General features: G+C 53.4%; 18 protein-coding genes. 3 read left to right on the top strand and 15 right to left on the bottom strand.

The genetic code is table 11. The features are described from left to right. Complete coding sequence (locus DEP07_RS03470; RefSeq protein ID WP_167470250.1) at positions 1 to 138, top strand: hypothetical protein; 138 nt, start codon at positions 1 to 3, stop codon at positions 136 to 138. Positions 139 to 204: 66 nt separating this feature from the next. Here DEP07_RS03470 and DEP07_RS03465 read toward each other — a convergent pair whose 3' ends face one another. The 4 genes from DEP07_RS03465 to DEP07_RS03450 form a co-directional block, all read right to left on the bottom strand. After that, positions 205 to 2,457, bottom strand: a complete 2,253-nt coding sequence (locus tag DEP07_RS03465; protein ID WP_122963408.1) for an EAL domain-containing protein — start codon at positions 2,455 to 2,457, stop codon at positions 205 to 207. A gap of 185 nt (positions 2,458 to 2,642) precedes the next feature. Next, a complete protein-coding gene (locus DEP07_RS03460) occupies positions 2,643 to 3,428 on the bottom strand; it encodes an IucA/IucC family C-terminal-domain containing protein (protein ID WP_287102110.1) in 786 nt (261 codons plus the stop codon). A 91-nt stretch (positions 3,429 to 3,519) separates the two neighbouring features. Further along, positions 3,520 to 5,268 carry an ABC transporter ATP-binding protein gene (locus tag DEP07_RS03455; RefSeq protein ID WP_122963410.1) on the bottom strand — a complete coding sequence of 583 codons (1,749 nt, stop codon included), beginning with the start codon at positions 5,266 to 5,268 and terminating at the stop codon, positions 3,520 to 3,522. A 197-nt stretch (positions 5,269 to 5,465) separates the two neighbouring features. Then, entirely contained in the window at positions 5,466 to 6,215 is a 750-nt protein-coding gene (locus tag DEP07_RS03450) for a YheC/YheD family protein (RefSeq protein WP_122963411.1), read from the bottom strand. A gap of 414 nt (positions 6,216 to 6,629) precedes the next feature. Between DEP07_RS03450 and DEP07_RS03445 the strand changes: the two genes are divergently transcribed. Next, positions 6,630 to 8,084 (top strand): SulP family inorganic anion transporter, encoded by a 1,455-nt coding sequence (locus tag DEP07_RS03445; protein WP_287102109.1) that lies wholly within the window; start codon positions 6,630 to 6,632, stop codon positions 8,082 to 8,084. Between the two features lie 227 nt (positions 8,085 to 8,311). After that, positions 8,312 to 9,541 carry an MFS transporter gene (locus DEP07_RS03440; RefSeq protein WP_122963413.1) on the top strand — a complete coding sequence of 410 codons (1,230 nt, stop codon included), beginning with the start codon at positions 8,312 to 8,314 and terminating at the stop codon, positions 9,539 to 9,541. Positions 9,542 to 9,694: 153 nt separating this feature from the next. Here DEP07_RS03440 and DEP07_RS03435 read toward each other — a convergent pair whose 3' ends face one another. The 11 genes from DEP07_RS03435 to DEP07_RS03385 all read right to left on the bottom strand — a co-directional run bounded on the left by DEP07_RS03435 (position 9,695) and on the right by DEP07_RS03385 (position 18,730). Further along, a complete protein-coding gene (locus DEP07_RS03435; RefSeq protein WP_122963414.1) occupies positions 9,695 to 10,321 on the bottom strand; it encodes a LysE family translocator in 627 nt (208 codons plus the stop codon). A gap of 96 nt (positions 10,322 to 10,417) precedes the next feature. Further along, positions 10,418 to 11,755 carry a sensor histidine kinase gene (locus tag DEP07_RS03430; protein WP_173598727.1) on the bottom strand — a complete coding sequence of 446 codons (1,338 nt, stop codon included), beginning with the start codon at positions 11,753 to 11,755 and terminating at the stop codon, positions 10,418 to 10,420. Between the two features lie 7 nt (positions 11,756 to 11,762). After that, the gene (locus tag DEP07_RS03425) at positions 11,763 to 12,452 is read right to left on the bottom strand and encodes a response regulator transcription factor (RefSeq protein WP_122963416.1); all 690 of its coding nucleotides are present in this window, start codon (positions 12,450 to 12,452) and stop codon (positions 11,763 to 11,765) included. A gap of 23 nt (positions 12,453 to 12,475) precedes the next feature. Next, complete coding sequence (locus tag DEP07_RS03420) at positions 12,476 to 13,078, bottom strand: TVP38/TMEM64 family protein (RefSeq protein ID WP_173595887.1); 603 nt, start codon at positions 13,076 to 13,078, stop codon at positions 12,476 to 12,478. A gap of 131 nt (positions 13,079 to 13,209) precedes the next feature. Next, positions 13,210 to 13,701: a GyrI-like domain-containing protein gene (locus DEP07_RS03415; protein WP_173595886.1), complete on the bottom strand. Its 492-nt coding sequence runs from the start codon at positions 13,699 to 13,701 to the stop codon at positions 13,210 to 13,212. A gap of 74 nt (positions 13,702 to 13,775) precedes the next feature. Continuing rightward, positions 13,776 to 14,720, bottom strand: coding sequence for a helix-turn-helix transcriptional regulator (locus DEP07_RS03410; RefSeq protein WP_173595885.1), 945 nt, complete (start codon positions 14,718 to 14,720; stop codon positions 13,776 to 13,778). Positions 14,721 to 14,832: 112 nt separating this feature from the next. After that, positions 14,833 to 15,042, bottom strand: coding sequence for a hypothetical protein (locus tag DEP07_RS03405; RefSeq protein WP_122963420.1), 210 nt, complete (start codon positions 15,040 to 15,042; stop codon positions 14,833 to 14,835). Positions 15,043 to 15,118: 76 nt separating this feature from the next. Then, positions 15,119 to 15,952, bottom strand: coding sequence for an ethanolamine ammonia-lyase subunit EutC (gene eutC / locus DEP07_RS03400; RefSeq protein WP_173598725.1), 834 nt, complete (start codon positions 15,950 to 15,952; stop codon positions 15,119 to 15,121). 22 nt (positions 15,953 to 15,974) lie between these two features. Beyond that, positions 15,975 to 17,336, bottom strand: coding sequence for an ethanolamine ammonia-lyase subunit EutB (locus DEP07_RS03395; RefSeq protein ID WP_122963422.1), 1,362 nt, complete (start codon positions 17,334 to 17,336; stop codon positions 15,975 to 15,977). Positions 17,337 to 17,634: 298 nt separating this feature from the next. Continuing rightward, on the bottom strand, positions 17,635 to 18,024 hold the full coding sequence (locus DEP07_RS03390; RefSeq protein WP_122963423.1) for a response regulator: 390 nt from the start codon (positions 18,022 to 18,024) through the stop codon (positions 17,635 to 17,637). Between the two features lie 265 nt (positions 18,025 to 18,289). Then, entirely contained in the window at positions 18,290 to 18,730 is a 441-nt protein-coding gene (locus tag DEP07_RS03385; RefSeq protein ID WP_274875263.1) for an Rrf2 family transcriptional regulator, read from the bottom strand. Positions 18,731 to 18,843 lie beyond the last annotated feature (113 nt).

Genomic DNA, 18,843 nt, shown 5'->3' with positions numbered 1-18,843 from the left:
ATGAACTCTCCAGATGAAGAAAAAACTTCTGTTCCCGTGTCCTCTGACCAGCAAAAGGCAGACTTGCCCGACGTCTGGAAACGGTTTTTGCAGACGATCCAGACCCGGTTTGCCGAGCAAAAGCGCCCTCGTCCATGACAATGCGCAAAAGGTCCGACCTGCCAGCCTGGCGTTCGGACCTTTTGCTTTTTCAGTCTATTCGCTTCAAGCCGTATCCGGCGGCCGATTCAAAGGGAAGTACACTTCAACCGTCGTACCTTTGTTCGGCGTGCTGGAAAAATGAATGTACCCGTCGTGATACTGAATAATTTTATAAGTAATCATTAGGCCAAGCCCTGTCCCCTTTTCTTTTGTACTGTAAAAAGGCTCACCCAGCCGCTGCAATCTCTCTTCCGACATGCCGCAGCCTTTGTCCACAATCCGAATCAAGATGTGCTCGTGCTCTGTCCGCAAAGCCTTGATCCGAATCGGGCCTCCATCTGGCATGGACTCTACGGCATTGGACAGCAGATTGATGAAGACTTGCCTGATTTGGCTTTGATCGCCCCACAGACGTATCCCCTCCACCTCTTCCACATCCAGCAGCAGTTGATGGTTCGGTGCCTCTTCCTGGACCATCCGGGCAACGCCGCGCAACAAGTTTGCGATGGACAGCGCTTCAAACTGATGCGATCTTTTCTGGGTCAAAAACACAAACTCGCGCAAAATGCTTTCCAATTGGTGAAACTCCGCGAGCATGATATCGAAATATTCATTCTTCCATTGATCACGTCGCAACAGCTGGACGAAACCTTTGATCGAGGTAACCGGATTTCTGATTTCGTGCGCTACTCCTGCGGCCAGCTGACCAACGACCGTCAGCTTGTCCATTTTGCGCAAAAACTCCTCCGCTTGCACCTGGGCTGTACTGTTGCGAATGATGAAAACGACTTGCGACACTTCTCCTTGCTCGCTCTGGACAGGCGTTCCTTTTGCCTCCAAAATGAGCTTGCTGCCATTTTTATGCTGGCAGGAGAACGTAATCAGCCGCGGCAGCTTCCACTCCATAATTTCCTGAAACGTCTGCCAAACCCGTTTCAACTGTTCGGCTGGCAATAAGTTTTGCAGGTTTTGATGCAGGAGAACCTCCGGAGCTACCTCCAGCACGGCGCGAACGGACGGCGACACGTATGTAACATATCCGTGGCAATCGATGACCACGATCATATCCGATATGTTTTCCGCTATCAGACGGTACTTGGCTTCGCTTACCCGCTTTGCTTCTTCTGCTTTTTTCAGTTCGGTGATGTCGACACAGGAGGCAATCACTTCCTTCACACGGCCATCGCGAAAAATCGGCCGCATGGCTGCCAGATAGCAGACGCCATTGACGACACCTTCGTATGTGACATGTTCTTCGCCACTCCATGCCCGCTCGTAATACATCGTCTTGCGCAGAGCCTCCTGCATCGGTAAAATATCGCGCAACTCGCTGCCTACCACTTGCTCTGGCGTCAAGCCGATGCGATAGATCAATTCTCCGGCGCAAAACGTGTGGATGAACGTCGCGTCCTGTTTGCGAAACGTAAATGTCATTCCTTGCTGATTGCGCATCACCTCTCGCAAGTAGACGAAAGGCTCGCCCCGCTCCTTGTGTGCATGCACGGCCAGGTCAAGCATGGCTTTTCCTTGTTCTCGCATTCGCACTTCCAGCTCGTCGGCCGAAAGCGGTTCACAAAAATAATGACCTTGTGCGAGATCGCAATCCAGTTTCAGCAAAAGCTCCACTTGCTCGCGATGCTCTACGCCATCGACTGTCGCCTGGATATCCATGGCTCGTGCGACCGCCAAAAGCGATTTGACCGCCATCTCCTGAGCAGAATCTGTCGTCGCTTGCTGGATCAGGGAGGAATCTATTTTCAACTTATCCAAAGGCATGCGCGAGATAACCGAGATAGAGCTGGCTCCTCTCCCAAAGTGGTCCAGACTTACCTGGACGCCAAGCTGCTTCAGTTGGGAAAGCACCATCATCCTCTCCCCATGCGTCTTTGCCTCTTCCGTAATTTCCAGTTCCAGATAGCGGGCAGGCAATTGACAATCGCGGAGAATCGCCTGGACGGTGTCCGCCAGTCCGACAGACTCAAAAGCATGCGCGGACAAATTAACCGCTATGACCAACGGCCCAAAACCGGCATCAATCCACTGCTTGCACTGCTCGCACGCTGCCCGCAAGACCCATTCTTCCAGCAGATGCACCACTCCGCTCCTTTTGGCAAGCCCAAGCAATGCTTTCGGCGACAAAAATCCCCGCTTTGGGTGGTGCCATTGGACAAGCGCCTCCACCCCCCTCATTCCTCCCGTTCTCAAATCGAAAAAAGGCTGGTAATGGAGCGTGAGCTTGCGGTTCACAATCGCTTGATACAAGTCTTCATCACTCTGCTTCTGCTCATCCTGGTCCATTGTTTGAATACGAACCACTTCCCTCCTATTGGTTAGTCATCAAGCACGATCAGCCATTTCAAGCTTTGCAATTCCGAACTATTCTGACTCTTTCTCTCTTTCTACTTTATAGGAAGAATGCATACCCTGTCCAGATATCCGCAACAACGACAAACACCCTCTCACAAGAAGAGGGTGCTTTTTTGCCATGCTCTTTCGCTTGCTCAAGCTTGCAAGGCCGCCTGTCTGCGAACGGCGCGCGCGTCTTCCTTCAGCCGCGGACACGTATAGCAATATTGTCCTTCCCCGGTCTGATAGTACAAACAGCATTGATTTTTCAGGCGTACCTTTTTGCTCGGATCGCGCATGTCTTCCACCCAACGCACTTTTACGTCGAACGGATTTTTGTCCAGACCGAAGCACGCTCCTTCGAGTTGCCGACAGAGAGAGTCGTAGTCATCGCGCAAATGCTGCCGGACGCGCTCGTCTTGACTCTGCTCCACGAAGTAATCCAGATAGTAATTGAATCTGGTCGGCAATTGCCCCCAGATCAGCTTTTCCGGGTTATCCGTAGCCTTGGCAAGCGACTGGATCAACGGTTGCAAGATATGCTGGTAAAACGCGCGGTATTGCTGATCCAGCCAAGCTGCACGCCCGGTTTCCGGTGCCTCGACTTTGTTCCATTCGTCTACGACAAAGGAAAACTGGGCATAGTCATCTGCAACGTAAAGCTGCACAGTCAGTTGATCGAGCGACAGGTGGAGCGAAACGTTCCACACCGACTGCATGTACTGCAATCCGAGCGCCACGCCGCCCAGCCAGCCCCCGATGTACGTGCCGACAGGTTTGCTGTCGTTGGCCTTGATGAGCGGAGCGTACAGGCTAACCAGCTGATCCATGTTTTCCGGCTTCACCAGGTCGCTCGCTTTCATGGAAAGCAACGTATCCGCTCTCAGCTCTGACGTCAGGCGAAAATGCTCTGCTAAAAAATATTCGTTCCAGCTTAACAAGCATGATCTTCCTTTCTTTTTTCGGTTGGGGAAAACGGCAGGGGCGACACCCATGAAGGTGCCCCCTTCACCGCAGTACACGAAAAATGGCTTATCTGGAAAAAGCGCTCTGCGTCTGCTCCAGGTACGAACCGAACTGCGCGTGGTACAACCGGCTGTAAATGCCGTCCTGGGCCAGCAGCTGCTCATGGTTCCCCTGCTCTGTGATGCCTTGCTCTGTCACGACAACGATGCGATCGGCATTTTTGATCGTCGCCAAGCGGTGGGCAATCACCAGTGTCGTCCGGCCTTGCGACAATTCCGCAAGCGATTGCTGGATCGCTGCTTCCGTCTCCGTGTCCAGCGCCGAGGTCGCTTCGTCCAGGATGAGAATCGGCGGGTTTTTCAAGAACATGCGGGCAATCGCGAGCCGTTGTTTTTGCCCCCCGGACAGCTTCACGCCGCGCTCGCCGATAACAGTATCCAGGCCAGTCGGCTGCGAGCGGATAAAATCTTCCAGCTTGGCTCGCCGTGCTGCCTGCCAAATCTCTTCTTCCGATGCCTGCTGCTTGCCGTAGGCGATATTTTCCCGGATCGTGCCAGAGAACAAGAACACGTCCTGCTGTACGATCCCGATCTGGCTGCGCAGCGAAGCCAGTGTCATTTTGCGGATATCCAGCCCGTCGATCGTAATGCTGCCATCCTGCACCTCGTAAAAGCGTGGCAGCAAGCTGCACAATGTCGTCTTCCCAGCGCCAGACGGGCCGACAAAAGCTACCGTTTCCCCTGCGCGAATCTGCAAATCGATCTTTTGCAACACATTCGCTTCGTGCTCGTAACCGAACGAAACACCCTTGTATTCGATATCGCCCGCAAGTGCCTCGACCTTGACGGCATCGGGAGCATCGGCAATATCAGGCGCCGTATCCATGATTTCTATGTAACGCTTGAAACCGGCAATGCCTTTCGGGTAACTTTCGATGATCGCGTTGATTTTCTCCAACGGGCGGAAAAAGACGTTCGTCAACAGCAAAAACGCGACAAACTCCCCGTAGGAGAGCGAACCTTCGATGACGAACCAGCTTCCGCAAATCAGCACGAACAAAATGACCAGACGCATCAAAATGTAGCTGACCGAAGCGTTTTGCGCCATGATTTTGTAGGACAACAGCTTGGTCAGGCGAAAGCGCAGGTTGTTTTCCGCAAAGCGCTCCTTTTCAAAGCTTTCGTTGGCGAATGCCTGAATCACGCGCATACCGCCCACATTGTCTTCGACGCGGGCATTGAAATCAGCCATGTCGCCATACAAGCGGTGGAAAGCTTTCGTCATTTTGCGGTTGAAGTACACGACAAAAAACGTCATGATGGGGATCACCACAAACGTAAGCAACGCCATTTCTTCATTGATGCTGAACATCAAAATAAAGGCTCCAACCAGCGTCATGATTGCAATGAACAAGTCCTCCGGCCCGTGGTGGGCAACCTCGCCAATTTCCATCAAGTCATTGGTCAGGCGAGACAACAGATGTCCTGTCTTCGTATTGTCGAAAAAGCGGAAGGACAGCTTCTGGATATGGTCATACAACTGTTTGCGCATATCCGTCTCGATGTTTATGCCTAGCATGTGCCCCCAATACGTCACGACGTAGTTCATCCCGGCATTGATTGCGTACAGGACGAGCAGCCCGAGACAGGCCCACATGATCAGCTCCCAGTCTTTGCTTGGCAAAAGCTGATCGACAACCATGTTCACAGCAAGCGGAAATCCCAGCTCCAGAAGAGCGACGAAAATCGCGCACGTAAAATCGAGCACAAACAATCCGCGATAAGGCCGGTAATAAGAAAAAAATCTGCGAAGCATCGCAGCCACTCCTCTCTCGTTGACAAGCTACATAAACACAGCTCCCCAATGTTTTTGAAAATCATTTTCATTATAGCTGGATTTCTTTTGAAGATCGATCAGGAATTTGCCAGTGATTTGCTGAAAGTGCAGTTTGCCAGGTGGGCTTGTCTGCTTTGGAAAAGCAAAAGACCGGACGGCCTTTTGCGCTCGCTGTCTCATTTCTTCCTGTTTCGATAGGCGCGTGCCAATCGTCTTATATTGCGATAAGGCGCTTTGTCCTTCAAGCGCAAAAACAGGACATGCGAAGGAACCTCATGATTCACTTCGATCAAATAAATTCGCCCTGAACGATCCACGGCGAAGTCGATGCCCAGCTCAGAGCGGCGCTTGAACTGGTTAAAATGTGCGCTGATCTCGTATCCAAGCTGGATCAGCCGCTTCGTGACACGCTCGATTTGTGCCTTGGACAGTGTCGGAGCCAAAGCCGTGCTGACTTTCAGCGCATAACCGCCCCCGCGGCGCACATTCGTAATGATGCTGTCCTTCCCTGCCACTTTTGCCAGCATCGCGGCAAATTCCCACTTCCCGGCGGCATTGCGCATCATCATGACCCGGATATCAAACCGCCTGCCGTGCACTTTGGCGAGCGGAATGGTTTTTTGGATAATATGCCGGGTGCTGCCGCTTTTTTGGCGAACCTTTTTGTACAGTTGATCAATCGAGCTGGCGTGCTTTTGGGAACCCTTTTCTTTCACGAATGTGTAGCGGCCCTTTTCCTTCCACGCCTTGATTACGCCCCTGCCCATGTGCTCGTTGTCCGGCTTGATGAATACGGAGGAATAACGGGACATGTAATCGCGCAGCGTTTTGCGGCTGAATATCGCAGTGGGCGGCAAATACCTTCTCAAACTTGCGGAACGGGAGTAATAGTTGTGCAATGCCCACTTGGAGGAGTGAAACGGCATAAGCGTTAATCCCCTTTCCTGTACAAAGTAGCCTTGCCAGTGTCTCTTTTGCCAATATATCTTTCCGGCGGCAAAGCGGCACGGCACTTCGCCAAAGACGGGACGATCGCCCCTATCCAAAGAAAGCCCGAAAAAGCATCCGCTTCGAACAAGAAGAAACGGCCAGCCATTTCGAGCCGTTTCGTTTCTGGCCATTGTACGCTTTCCCGGTTGGACGCGAGCTTCCTTCTGCTAGGCGCGACAGATCGCGATAAGCAGGAACCCCTCCGGCTGCTTCTGCTGCCCTTGTCTGCACCTGAACAAAAAAGGCTGGATATCGTGAGGGGTTTTTCTTATAATAGTGACTTGTGAAAAACGGCCCCGACTTTTCTGAAAGGGGAAAGTCACCATACTGAACAGAAAAGAGGTACCGTTTTGAATCTTACCCAATGGAAACTGGACTGGTTTGCAAACGTCCGCGCTGACGTGCTGGCCGGCGTTACCGTCGCGCTCGCTTTGATTCCCGAAGCGATTGCCTTCTCGATTATTGCCGGGGTCAATCCGATGGTCGGCTTGTACGCGTCTTTTTGCATTGCCGTGACGATTGCGTTTGTCGGCGGGCGTCCCGGGATGATCTCGGCTGCGACGGGTGCCATGGCCCTGCTGATGATTACGCTCGTCAAGGAACACGGGATCGAGTATTTGTTTGCAGCCACTATCCTGACCGGACTTTTGCAAATCGTATTCGGCGCCTGTAAAATCGGTCGCCTGATGACTTTTGTCCCGCACACCGTTGTGATCGGGTTTGTCAACGCGCTTGCGATTCTCATTTTCATGGCGCAACTGCCGCATTTTGTCGGGGCATCATGGACGATGTACGCCATGCTGGCAGGGACGCTCGCGATTATTTATTTGTTGCCGCGCCTGACCAAAGCAGTACCGTCTGCTCTCGTCGCGATTGTCTTCATGACTGCCCTGACCATCCTCTGTGGACTGGATATGCGCACAGTCGGCGACATGGGCGAGATCACGCGCCAGCTCCCGCTGTTTCACGCCCCTGTGGTGCCGCTCGACATGGAAACGCTTTTGATCATTTTGCCGTACTCGCTTCCGCTCGCACTGGTCGGGATTTTGGAATCGCTCATGACTGCGGCGATTCTCGATGAGATGACGGATACGCGCAGCGATAAAAACAAGGAAGTCAAAGGGCAAGGAATCGCCAACATTGTCACCGGATTTTTCGGCGGGATGGCGGGTTGTGCCATGATCGGCCAGTCTGTGATCAACGTCAAATCTGGCGGGCGAGGCCGCTTGTCCACATTGGTAGCCGGCGTGTTTCTGCTGTTTTTGATTCTCGTCTTGGGCGATGTCGTGAAACAAATCCCGATGGCCGCGCTCGTCGGCGTCATGGTGATGGTTTCCATCGGCACTTTCAACTGGAAGTCTGTGCTCGACCTGCGAAAAATGCCGCTCGGCGATGCTGTCGTCATGGTCGCAACGGTTCTCGTCGTCGTAGCCACACACGATTTGGCAAAAGGCGTCCTCTCTGGCGTCGTGCTCAGCGCCCTGATTTTTGGCTGGAAAATGGCCCGGCTGCATTCCACTTCGTACAAGAGTGAGCTGGGCGAAAAAGTGTACGTCATTTCCGGACAATTGTTCTTCGGTACGATGACGCATTTTATCGAGCAATTTGATTTTCAGGATGATCCAGGGCAAATTGTCATCGATTTTTCCCGCTCGCATGTCTGGGATATGTCAGCTGTAACCGCTATCTCCAAGGTCGTCGCCAAATACCGCGAGCTGGATAAATTCGTCGTGATCACAGGTTTGAACGATGAAAGCAAACAGCTCGTGGATCAGCTCGGAATCAGCGTTCCGGCTGGACATTAACTACGAACAGCTCCCCTCTTTTTGCAGGAAAAAGCGCACAGCTCGCTTGCGAAAAGAGGGGCTTTTTATGCGACTTTTTCATGCTTGTCGAACGTCAAGGTTTTTTGCTTATTTCAATTTTGCAATAGTCCGATCACAATTCTTGATTGGTCAGTACGGAAAACCAGTGCTAGAATGATCAATATTAAATTCCCCTGCTTCTATGCGGCAAAGGTTGTGACAGAAAGATGGAATTTTCATGGAAGCGCAATTTGTTTGTACTATGGGTCGGCGTCTTTTTTTGCAGCACGGCCTACTCGATCTCCATACCATTCTTGCCCATCTTCCTCCATACATCTTTGGGTGTTCACGAGCATTTGGAAGCCTGGTCTGGTATCTCGTTCGGCATTACGTTTTTGGCCAGCGCCCTGATCTCGCCGTACTGGGGCTCGCTGGCAGACAAATACGGGCGAAAACCGATGTTGATCCGCTCCGGTTTTAGCCTGGCTTTGCTGTATTTCCTGACTTACTTTATTACAGATCCTTACCTTTTCCTGGTACTGCGTGTGTTTCAGGGCCTTCTGGCTGGATATGTTCCGGCAGCAATTGCCCTTGTAGCCACCAATACTCCGGAAAAAAACGTCGGCTACGCGCTCGGCGTCATGGCTACCTCCGGCGCAACAGGCGGGATTGTCGGGCCGCTGGTCGGCGGAGTCGTCAGCCATGCGTGGGGCAATGCGGAAGCGTTCCTTTTCTCCGGCTGCGTGGTGCTCGTAGCGGCGCTCATCGCTACCTTCCTCGTCAAGGAGACGAATATGAACCGCTCAGGCAGCCGTTCCAATGTGCGGGAAGATTTGCGCTCGGCCATCGCCAACCGCTCGCTGATGACGATTCTCGGGCTTAGCCTGATGGTGACGATCTCCGTCATGCTGCTGGAGCCGCTGTTGACGGTGTACGTCTTGCAGCTTGGCGCATCGCAGCAGGAAGCATCGCTCAGCGCCGGAATCATTTTCGCCGCGGTCGGAATCGCTACCGTCATTGCTGCGCCGCAGTGGGGTAAGCTCGGCGGCAAAGTCGGCTACACGAAAATTTTGTTCATCGGCTTGCTTGGCGGCGCGGTCGGCAACCTGCTGCAGTTTTTCTTCACCAGTCTGTCCGGCTTCGGGATTTTGCGCTTCGCGTACGGCTTGTTTTTTGCCGCGGTGTACCCTTCGATCAACGCGATGATTGTCAAGGTGACCGACCCTGAGTTCCGCGGCAGAGCGTTCAGTTTGAACCAATCCGTCAACCAGCTGGCGACCATGCTCGGCCCTGTGCTGGGCGGCGTGCTCGGCGGAATCATCCCGATCCGCTACGTGTTCATCATCAACGGGGTCGCTTTGCTCGCTACGGCTATCGTCATTCGCACGAAAAGGCCGGGCCAGCTCGGAAAGCAAGCGTCACCACAATCCTCCGACCCGCAGCTTGCAGCCAAATAGCGCAAAAAACTCCCTTCCGCTTTCGTCCGGCGAGATTGTCCGGTGTCAGCAGGAGGGAGTTTTTCGTGCTTTTTCGTGCTGTCGCACTGTGCAGTTGCCTTGCCAGCGGCTGTGATGGCTCTAGCGACCGCGAACATGCGGCTGCGGCCAACCTCACTTTTGTTGCAGAGCTACTTTCAAGCCAAGCAAAATGTAGACGGAGCCGATGATTTTTCCGCTCCAACGGCCGAGCCAGGAGATGCGCTTGACCAAGTGCCCCAGCGGACGAACCGACAGAGCGATCAGCGTCGTGTAAAAAAATCCGAGAATCGCAAAAATCAGTCCCAGGATCAAAAACTGCACCACAGATGCTCCCCGCTCGGGATGGACGAACTGCGGCAAAAACGCGAGGAAAAACAGGGCTGTCTTCGGATTCAACAGCTCAGCCACGATTGCTTGCATATACGCCTTGCCCGGCGGCAAAGGCGACACTTTCGGCAGCTGCGGATCGCTCGGCTTTTCCATGATCGCCTTGATGCCCAAATAGACGAGGTACACAGCCCCGGCGATTTTCACGATGTTGAACGCCCATGCCGATGTCATCAAGATCGCCGACAAACCAACCGCGGCAAAAATCGTGTGAATGAAATCGCCCGTCGCGATCCCGAGTCCCGCCATGATGCCCGCCCGACGGCCGCCCTGAACAGTCCGTGTAGCCGTCAGCAGCACCGCAGGGCCGGGAATTAAAAAAAGGCCGATCACGACCGCCAAAAACGTGCTCATTGTCGCCAGATCAAACAAACAGCTCCCCTCCTCTTTCTCTCTCGTTGTCTATGGATGCTCTCATTATATCGCGCTGCGAGATTCGTGGCGACAGGATCATGTGCTTACAACCGCCTAGCGCACCGGAAACAGCAGCGTAAACACAGTTCCTGCACCGAGGTTGCTTTCCAGCGTAATCGTCCCGCCGTGCGCCTCCATGATCCCTTTGGCAATCGTCAGCCCCAGACCGGCTCCTCCCCGCTCTCGCGCACGCGAGCGATCTCCCCGGTAAAACCGTTCAAAGACGTGCGGCAGATCAGCCGGAGCGATTCCAGAGCCGTTGTCCCGTACGTCCAGCCTGACGGAATCCGCTGATTTTGCAATCGTCACGGCTATGCGGCCGTTCGGCGCTGTATGCTTGCAAGCGTTCGTCAACAGGTTGGTGATGACTTGCGCGATTCGTTGCCTGTCGCCCGTAATCCACGCGTCCTGTCCGCCTTCCAGTTGAAACTGAATCGCGGAACGGGCAAAAGCGACATGCATCGCTTCGCTGACCTCCTCCACGATGGCCCGCAGCAAGACTGGTTCGCGGCGGATCGGCAACGCTCCCGCTTCTACCTGGATCACCTGATCCAAATCGTTCACCAGCCGAATCAACCGCAAAACTTCCGCGCGCGTACGCTCCAGATGCTTCGGGCTCGCTTCCCAGATTCCGTCGATCATCCCTTCCGTTTGCGCAAGCAGCGTATTGAGCGGAGTGCGCAGCTCGTGGGCGATGTCCGAAGTAAGCCTTTTGCGCAGCTCTTCCTGCTCGTTCAGACTCGCCACCAAATGGTTGAACGCCAGCACGAGGGAAGCCATCTCGTCTTTTTGTTCAGGCGCAGGCACGCGAACCTGCAAGTTCCCTCTCGCTACTTGCTGCGCGGCCGCGCTCACCTGCTCAACCGGACGGACCATGGAGCGAGCCAGCGGGATACAGAGCAGCACAACGAGCACAAGCAAGACTGCCGTCGTCCAAATCGCCGTATTTTTATGAGCCCATTGGAAATGTCCTTCCAGCGCCTTGTACGCATTTTGATCTTTGTGGCTGATGCCGATGCGCCCCACAACTGTCTGCTTGTCATCGTACAGCGTAATCGATTCGGTCGCACGATCGAAGTCCGCTCCGGCACCCGTAACTTGCCCCCATTCCCCCAGCTTGCTTCCCTGCGGATCGTACAGGACGAGATGCAAACCCAGCACAGATGAGATCGCTTCCAGCTGCCAAAAGGCTTGCCTGTCCCAGCCTTTGCTGTCCCGGTAGGCTGTCAAAGCTGCCTGGACAATCTCCTCGCTCTGTTGGCTCTTTACTTCATCCGTGTACATCAAAAAATGATCGTCCATCTCTTTGACGGCAAGCAGCGTCGTGATCAGGACGGCCCCCACGCCTACTGCCATGAAGGCGAGTGCCAGCTTCAGCCAAATCCGTTTCATCCGAACCTCATTTCTTCACCGGAACGTCAAACCGATAGCCCAGCCCGTATATCGTTTTAATGTAGACAGGCTGCTTCGGGTCGTCCTCGATTTTTTGCCGCAAATTTTTCACATGCGTGTCAATCGTGCGATCGTACCCTTCAAAATCGTAGCCAAGCACCTCGCGCACAAGCTCGTCCCTGCTCCACGTACGCCCAGGATGGCGAGCCAGCGTCGTGAGCAAGCGATACTCGTTCGGAGTGACATCCAGCGCGATGTTGTTTTTGCGAATCGTTTTGTCGCGAATGGAAATGATGAGCTGCCCTGCCGCAAACTCATCGCTCAGGGCTGAATAATCACCCGCTCGCCGCATGACAGCACGCACACGAGCAACCAGCTCGCGCGGACTGAACGGCTTAATCAAGTAGTCGTCCGCACCGATCTCCAAGCCATGAATCCGGTCTGCCTCCTGACTTTTTGCGGTCAGCATCAAAATCGGGACGCGGGAATGCTTGCGAATCCGCCGACAAACCTCTTCCCCGCTGACATCGGGAAGCATCAAATCGAGAATGATGCAATCGACCGCAGCCGAATCGGCGATCTGAATCGCGGTTTCGCCTGTCATCGCGGTCAACACGTGGTAGCCGTCTTTTTGCAAATACGATGTTAAAATTTCCAGGATTTGCGTCTCGTCATCGACCAGCAAAATGGTTGACATGCCCTGTCCTCCTTTCCTCTCTTTTACGGCTGCTCAGATTGCCCGGTTTGCTCGGATTGCGCTGGTTTTCGCCGCCAGAAAAGCAGCAGGACAAGGGCGCCCGCCACGAGAGCAAGCAAAAGCCGCAGCTTGTTTTCCCCAAAGTAGATGAGATCGTGTCCGACGAACGTCTCAAACACCATCGAAGGCACTTTTCCGAGCAATGTCGCCAGAAGAAAGTCAGCGAACGACATATTCGTCATGGCTGCGCCGAGATTGATCACACCCGAGGGGATCAGCGGATTGAGCCGCAACAAAACGACAGCGAGTGTCTTCTTGCCTCTCGTCGCGCCGTTGATAGCCGACACCCATTGGAATGACGCCAGTTTCTGTTTTTTGTCAGCTTTTTTGATCACATAGCGGTAGAAGAAAAAGGCGATCCCCGCGCCCAGCACCTCCCCAGTCAAAGAGATGAAAAAACCGCCGTACAGGCCGAAGACAACCGCATTTGCCCCGGACAAAAAAATCGATGGCAGCACGCCTGCCACGCTGATCACGATATTCAGCGCGACGCTGCCGACGATCGCAAGCACGCCCCAGGAGCGAATCCATTCGGCCAAGCCTTCTATATTCATCAACCAATCCATCTACGCATACAGACTCCTCTCACATCCTGTTCCTATAAGCGTATACGAAACTTGTGAAGAAATCATGGAAAAAAACAAACAATCGCTTCCGACGGGGGAAGCGACTGAGCGAAGAAACCATGTGCAAAAAACTACTCGTCGGCGATGCCGATGTAAATATCGATCTGCGCCTGATTCATGTCCGCGCAGCGCACGCCATCGTACAGCTCAAAATCAGCGGCAAACGTCCGTGTTACACCCGGCTGCTGGGACCATTCCCATATATGCTTCCACGCTTCCGTGATCACTTCCACCGTCGGGCCGACTCTTGTCGTAAAGACGGCATACGTGGAAGCAGGAATCTCCTTCACAGTCAGTTCAGCAGGCAACGGCGCTTCTGCCTCGACTTCTTTTCCGACGAGCAGGGAGTAAGCCCCGTTCTCGTCGCTCTCGTAGTCAGCGTAGACGCCAAGCACGACAGCAGAGTCCTTTTGTCCTGGCGTACTCGCCGGATAGCCTTCCTGGTAATAGCGATTCCATAGCGCTCCAATTTTCGCGTTTGGCCCGCACTCCGCTTCATTGGTTGTCCGTATTTGCAATCCTGCTACACGCATGTGGCCCAGTTTGACGATTTTGGGGTTCATATTGTTGCACGCTCCTGTCCGGAAAAAGTAGCTTACATCGTCCAGTATAACTGCCCTACCTTGACAACTGTTTGTCAACGTTCCGGCTCATCCCCATAAAATGCCGCTATTTTTTTGGCGCTATCCGCGATTCTTTGCCGGATGTGAGCTGGCTCCAGCACCTTCAGACTATCCCCGTAGCTGAGCAGCATGCCTGCCAGCCATTCATCGTCTGTCATCGTCGTGCGAACCGTCATTTCCCCATCAGGAGCCGTCTCGATCGATTGCGGATCAAACATGTCTCTTACCCGGACGTGAGCGCGCGGGGCAAATTGCAGAACCAGCGCGATTCGTTCCCCGCAATTCCACTGCTCTTCCCATTGCAGCTTTTCCAGCTGGCAATCACGGGCGGCAAACTCCTCCGGCAAAAGCGCCAGATCAGCGATGCGCGACAGCCGAAACAGCCGAAACTCTTGCTTGCTTTGGCAAAAGGCGTACACGTACCAGACGTAGCCTTTGATGATCAGCCTCACTGGCTCGATGACCCGTTCGCTCGACTCGCCCTGCATTTTCGTATAGACGATTTTGACTCGCTTGCGGCACAGGATCGCCTCGCGCAAGCTGCTCACTTTTTGCTCGATGGCCGGAGTGCTGCCCCACGGATTGAAGTCGTACACCACCGGATGCTCCCCGCCCTGAAAGGCAGACGGAGCCGTTGCGAGCAATGCCTTGATTTTTTCCAGCAGTTGACCGATTTGCTTGTCGTCTGTGGAAGAATGCACGCCTTTCAAAGCGGCAATCACGGCAACCAGCTCGTCGGCCGAAAGGTATTGCCGATCGATCGTAAAGTTTTCCATGATTTCGTAGCCTCCGCTTGTGCCCGGATAGGCAACAATCGGGATGCCCGCCGCATTGATCGTCTCCAAATCACGGTATACGGTGCGCAGCGACACTTCAAAATGGTCGGCAAGCTCGCGAGCGCTCATTCGCCTTTTGTTCAGGAGCATCATGACGATCGCCAGCAATCGTTCTACTTTCAAATCTCGTTCCACCTTTTTTCGCTTCCAGAGGAGCCTATTTAAAAAGGAGAACCCGCAGCAAATTGCCCTGCTGCAAATTCTCCTTTGTTCGTTCTTTCGTTTGGAGGAAAAACTAGACACCCATACGTCTGCGCTGATTGTTTGGCTTCTTGGTCAGCTGGCTTTTCATCGATTGGTTTTTCGCTTTTTGGTTCACAGGACTGTTTGCTTGCGCCTGTGCCTGTTTCTTTTCCGCCAATTTGCGTTTCATCGCTTCCTGGAGACTGATTTTTCCCGGTTTTTCTTCTTTCGTTTCCAGTTCGTTTTGGTTTGGCTCGGTCATGCGTAGCAACTCCTCATAGAAATTGGTTATCTTCTATGTATTCTAGTGCAAGACCGGAGGATTCGCCAGTAGTAATCTAGCCGTTTTTGGCGCGAAGCTGCATATATTTTACGCCGCTCGCCTGATACTTCAAAATTTCCTCCAAAAGCTCTGCAAGATAAGCTCCTGCTTCAATCGGCAGAGTCCCGCCCCGGTGAATATTAGAAATAACCGTACGATCCGATTCTACCGTATTCGCATCCGGTTTGTAAATCATGTAAGCGCTGAGACTTTCTGCCGTCGCGAGTCCCGGTCTTTCCCCGATCAGGGAGATGACGACTTTGCAGCCGACGATTTTGGCGACCTGATCCTGAATCCAGACGCGGCCTTTGTTGATGAAGATCGGCTTGCCCACGCTGATGTTGCGCATCGCCAAGCCTTGTTGCAGAGCGGGCAGCAAATCGGGAATGGTCGCTTCGCAGGCAGACGTGCTAAGCCCGTCGGAAATGACGATCTGCACGTCTTTTCCTTTGTCGCCATGCTGTTCCAGCCACTTCGCCGATTCATCGGACAGCATTCGCCCCGAATCGAGGTTCATCAGGTACTCCTGCATGCTTGTCGCCCTGGAATGCAGCTCAGGAAGTTGCAGACGCGCAAGCCATTCCGGGCTGATTGCTTTCATCACCGCGTCATGTGCTGCCGCCTGGTCGATGCGGAACTGCAAGTAGCTGGTCGTTTTCATCCGCGTGCCTGTCCGGCCGATCCCGATCCGCGCCGGAGTTCTGTTCATCGCCCGCTCCAGCGCTTCCGGATTGTGCGGATTGTCTACCCCGCGCACTTTTTGCTCCGGGAAGTGAATGACTTCCTGCGTCTTTTTGGAAAGCTCATCCATGACCCGCTGGACAAGGTCATCCATGTTGATCTGTCTCATCGTGTTTGCCCTCCCCCAATCGTTAGTCGAACACCGATAGATCGCCCGCACGCTCTGTCAGCCGCCCGTTTTCCATCAGTCCCATTTTTTCCATCCATTTTTCAAACTCGCGCAACGGACGCAAGCCCAAAAGCTCGCGGTAGCTGGCATCGTCGTGATAGCTCGTATCCTGATAGCTCAGCATGACGTCGTCTCCGCCCGGCACACCCATGTAAAAATTCGCTCCGCCAAGCGTGGTGAGCATTCCGGCGATCTCCTGGTCGTTTTGGTCCGCGTACATGTGGTTGGTATAGGTAGGGGCAATTCCCATCGGCAGGCCGTGCAGCTTGCCCATGAACAAATCTTCCAGATCGGCGCGAATCATTTGTCTGCCGTCGTACAGCGTTTCCGGCCCGATGAAGCCCGAGACGTTGTTGACCATGAACGGCTTCCAGTGACGGCAAAAACCGTATGTGCGCGCCTCCAGCGTCTGCATGTCCACTCCTTCGTGCGAGTCCAGCGACACTTCCGAGCCTTGCCCGGTTTCAAAATACATCACGTTCGGTCCCGACGCCGTACCTTTGCGCAGCATCAATTCCATTGCTTCATCCAGCAAATCTTTGGAGACGCCAAATGCGTCATTCGCCCGCTGCGAGCCAGCCAGACTCTGGAACATCAAAGAGATAGGAGCGCCGCCGCGCAGCGCCTGCATCTGGGTCGTGATGTGGGCGAGCACGCAGTTTTGCGTCGGGATCTCCCATTTTTGCATAAAATCGTGGGACATTTTCAGCAGCTTGATAACGCTTTCAACGGAATCGTTATTCGGATTGATTCCGATAACAGCATCCCCGGAGCCGTAAGACAAGCCCTCTTTCATCGAGGCGAGAATGCCTTCCGGATCGTCAATCGGGTGGTTGGGCTGACAACGGAACGCCAGTCTGCCCGGCTCGCCGATCAGCGTGTTGCAATACGCCTGGTGCTTCATTTTTTGCGAAGCCATCACCAGGTCAATGCTGGACATCAGCTTGGCTGTAGCAGCAATCATCTCGCTCGTCAGACCGCGACTGATGCGGGTAAGCTCCGGCATGCCCGTCGAGAAGGACAAAACGTACTCGCGCAGCTCGCCCACTGTCCAGTTTTTAATTTCCTCGTAGATCGACAAGTTCAAATCGTCGTAAATAATCCGGGTGACCTCATCCTTTTCGTACGGAATCACCGGATTTTCGTAAATGTCCTTGAGTTGGAGCTCGCTCAGTACGACTTTGGCTGCCATCCGCTCCAGTGCGGAATTTGCAGCAAGTTTGCTCATGTGGTCGCCTGACTTCTCCTCGCTCGCTTTGGCCAATACATCGCGAACGGATGTGAACTGGTAATGTTCTTTACGGATGACGCATGCCAATTTCATCTCGCTTCACTCGCTTTCTTTGGTGGAACTTTTTGTCCGCCCGACATTCTTTGAGTGAAAACGGCCATCCTGCATACTTTCGCGTTTCTCCCCGGAAAAATTCGTGTGAGACCAGCTCATCATTGAGCAACCGCGTTCGTGCGGATGATATTACCCAAAATATGCCTGGCGGGGATATGCTTGCTGCTTTTCGAGCGCGTCGTTGCGCTTGTTTCTTTCGTCCATATACGTCAAAAAGACGCCTGGAAAAGGAGACGGTCATCCGTCTTCATTCAAGCGCCATTGCTTTTGTTGCGATTCACTTTTCAAGCGTATGCTGTTTTTCCAAAAGGAGCGTTTCCACCGCCGGGAGAAATTCCTCCTCCATGACCGGCTTGACCAAAAACGCGCAAACTCCTTTTGTTTTCGCTTTTGCTACCACGTCTTTGTGACTGTATGCCGTTAACAGGAGGATGGATGCATCCGATTGTCCTCTGATGATCCCTGTTGCCGTCAATCCATCCATAACAGGCATTTTTACATCCATGATGATGAGGTGCGGGTCCCACAGTTGCGTCAGAGCAACGGCTTCCTCGCCGTTCTTCCCGTCAGCCACAACGTTGTAGCCTTGTTCCTGCAACATCTCGACCAGGTCCATTCGCGTGATGGGGTCGTCGTCTATGATTATGATTCGGTAACGCTGACGCAATACTCCACCTCCCGCTAAGAGAATGGACGTGCCAACTGCTCATCATACGGTCAAACCTGCAACCGACGCCGTTGTCGGGTTTTTTTGCAGCTTTTTGAATACTCTCATTATATCTTATTACCGTTGGCTATTTCTACCCTTAATCCCGTCCTTTGCCGCCTGCTGTCCCGTTTTTTCAAAGCGGCTTGCTGACTTTCTATCGATCCTCGCGACCGCAGAAACGATCTGGGCATTCCTTCCGTTCACCGTCGCACTAGCAGACTTTCTACCTGGCCTGCTCCGTAATCTTTTGCCGCAAATCCGAGACTAGCTCCTGCATCGTCACGCTTTGCAAAATCGCTTCCATCGCATGCTCGGCACGAAGCAGGATCAATTCCAGGACGAACTGGATGTTCGCCCCCACCGGACAGGCTGGATTCGGCTGGTCATGAATGTGAAAAAGCTGGCCTTCTTCCACGACCTCAACCGCCCGGTAAATGTCGAGCAAGGTAATGCTCGCAAGCTCTTTGGCGAGTGATGCGCCGCCTGCTCCGGCCCGGACGTTCACCAAGCCCGCCTTTTTCAATTGGCCGAGTACCCGGCGGATAATGACCGGATTCGTATTCACGCTTCCGGCGATCCACTCGGACGTATGATGGGAGTTTGCATCGATAGAGAGAAGTGATAGTATATGAACCGCAATGGAAAAACGGCTGCTGATTTTCATGTCGGTCACCCTTTCGTTGTAATGATTATAGTTACACCTTCATTTGGAAGTCAAGTTAACCGTTCCGTCACATTTGCTGCTGTGGCGCATTTGTGAATTCTACTATAATTACG

The organism is Brevibacillus sp. (assembly GCF_003521185.1).
GTDB classification, from domain to species: Bacteria; Bacillota; Bacilli; order Brevibacillales; family Brevibacillaceae; genus Brevibacillus; species Brevibacillus parabrevis.
This window is presented reverse-complemented; position numbering and strand designations above follow the sequence as displayed.

What these genes read in the sequence shown, in the direction of transcription:
- DEP07_RS03470 (WP_167470250.1), top strand. Translation starts at nt 1, where the DNA reads ATGAACTCTCCAGATGAAGAAAAAACTTCTGTTCCCGTGTCCTCTGAC.
- DEP07_RS03455 (WP_122963410.1), bottom strand. Translation starts at nt 5,268, where the DNA reads ATGCTTCGCAGATTTTTTTCTTATTACCGGCCTTATCGCGGATTGTTT.
- DEP07_RS03450 (WP_122963411.1), bottom strand. Translation starts at nt 6,215, where the DNA reads ATGCCGTTTCACTCCTCCAAGTGGGCATTGCACAACTATTACTCCCGT.
- DEP07_RS03440 (WP_122963413.1), top strand. Translation starts at nt 8,312, where the DNA reads ATGGAATTTTCATGGAAGCGCAATTTGTTTGTACTATGGGTCGGCGTC.
- DEP07_RS03430 (WP_173598727.1), bottom strand. Translation starts at nt 11,755, where the DNA reads ATGAAACGGATTTGGCTGAAGCTGGCACTCGCCTTCATGGCAGTAGGC.
- DEP07_RS03425 (WP_122963416.1), bottom strand. Translation starts at nt 12,452, where the DNA reads ATGTCAACCATTTTGCTGGTCGATGACGAGACGCAAATCCTGGAAATT.
- DEP07_RS03420 (WP_173595887.1), bottom strand. Translation starts at nt 13,078, where the DNA reads ATGGATTGGTTGATGAATATAGAAGGCTTGGCCGAATGGATTCGCTCC.
- DEP07_RS03415 (WP_173595886.1), bottom strand. Translation starts at nt 13,701, where the DNA reads ATGAACCCCAAAATCGTCAAACTGGGCCACATGCGTGTAGCAGGATTG.
- DEP07_RS03405 (WP_122963420.1), bottom strand. Translation starts at nt 15,042, where the DNA reads ATGACCGAGCCAAACCAAAACGAACTGGAAACGAAAGAAGAAAAACCG.
- eutC (WP_173598725.1), bottom strand. Translation starts at nt 15,952, where the DNA reads ATGAGACAGATCAACATGGATGACCTTGTCCAGCGGGTCATGGATGAG.
- DEP07_RS03395 (WP_122963422.1), bottom strand. Translation starts at nt 17,336, where the DNA reads ATGAAATTGGCATGCGTCATCCGTAAAGAACATTACCAGTTCACATCC.
- DEP07_RS03385 (WP_274875263.1), bottom strand. Translation starts at nt 18,730, where the DNA reads ATGAAAATCAGCAGCCGTTTTTCCATTGCGGTTCATATACTATCACTT.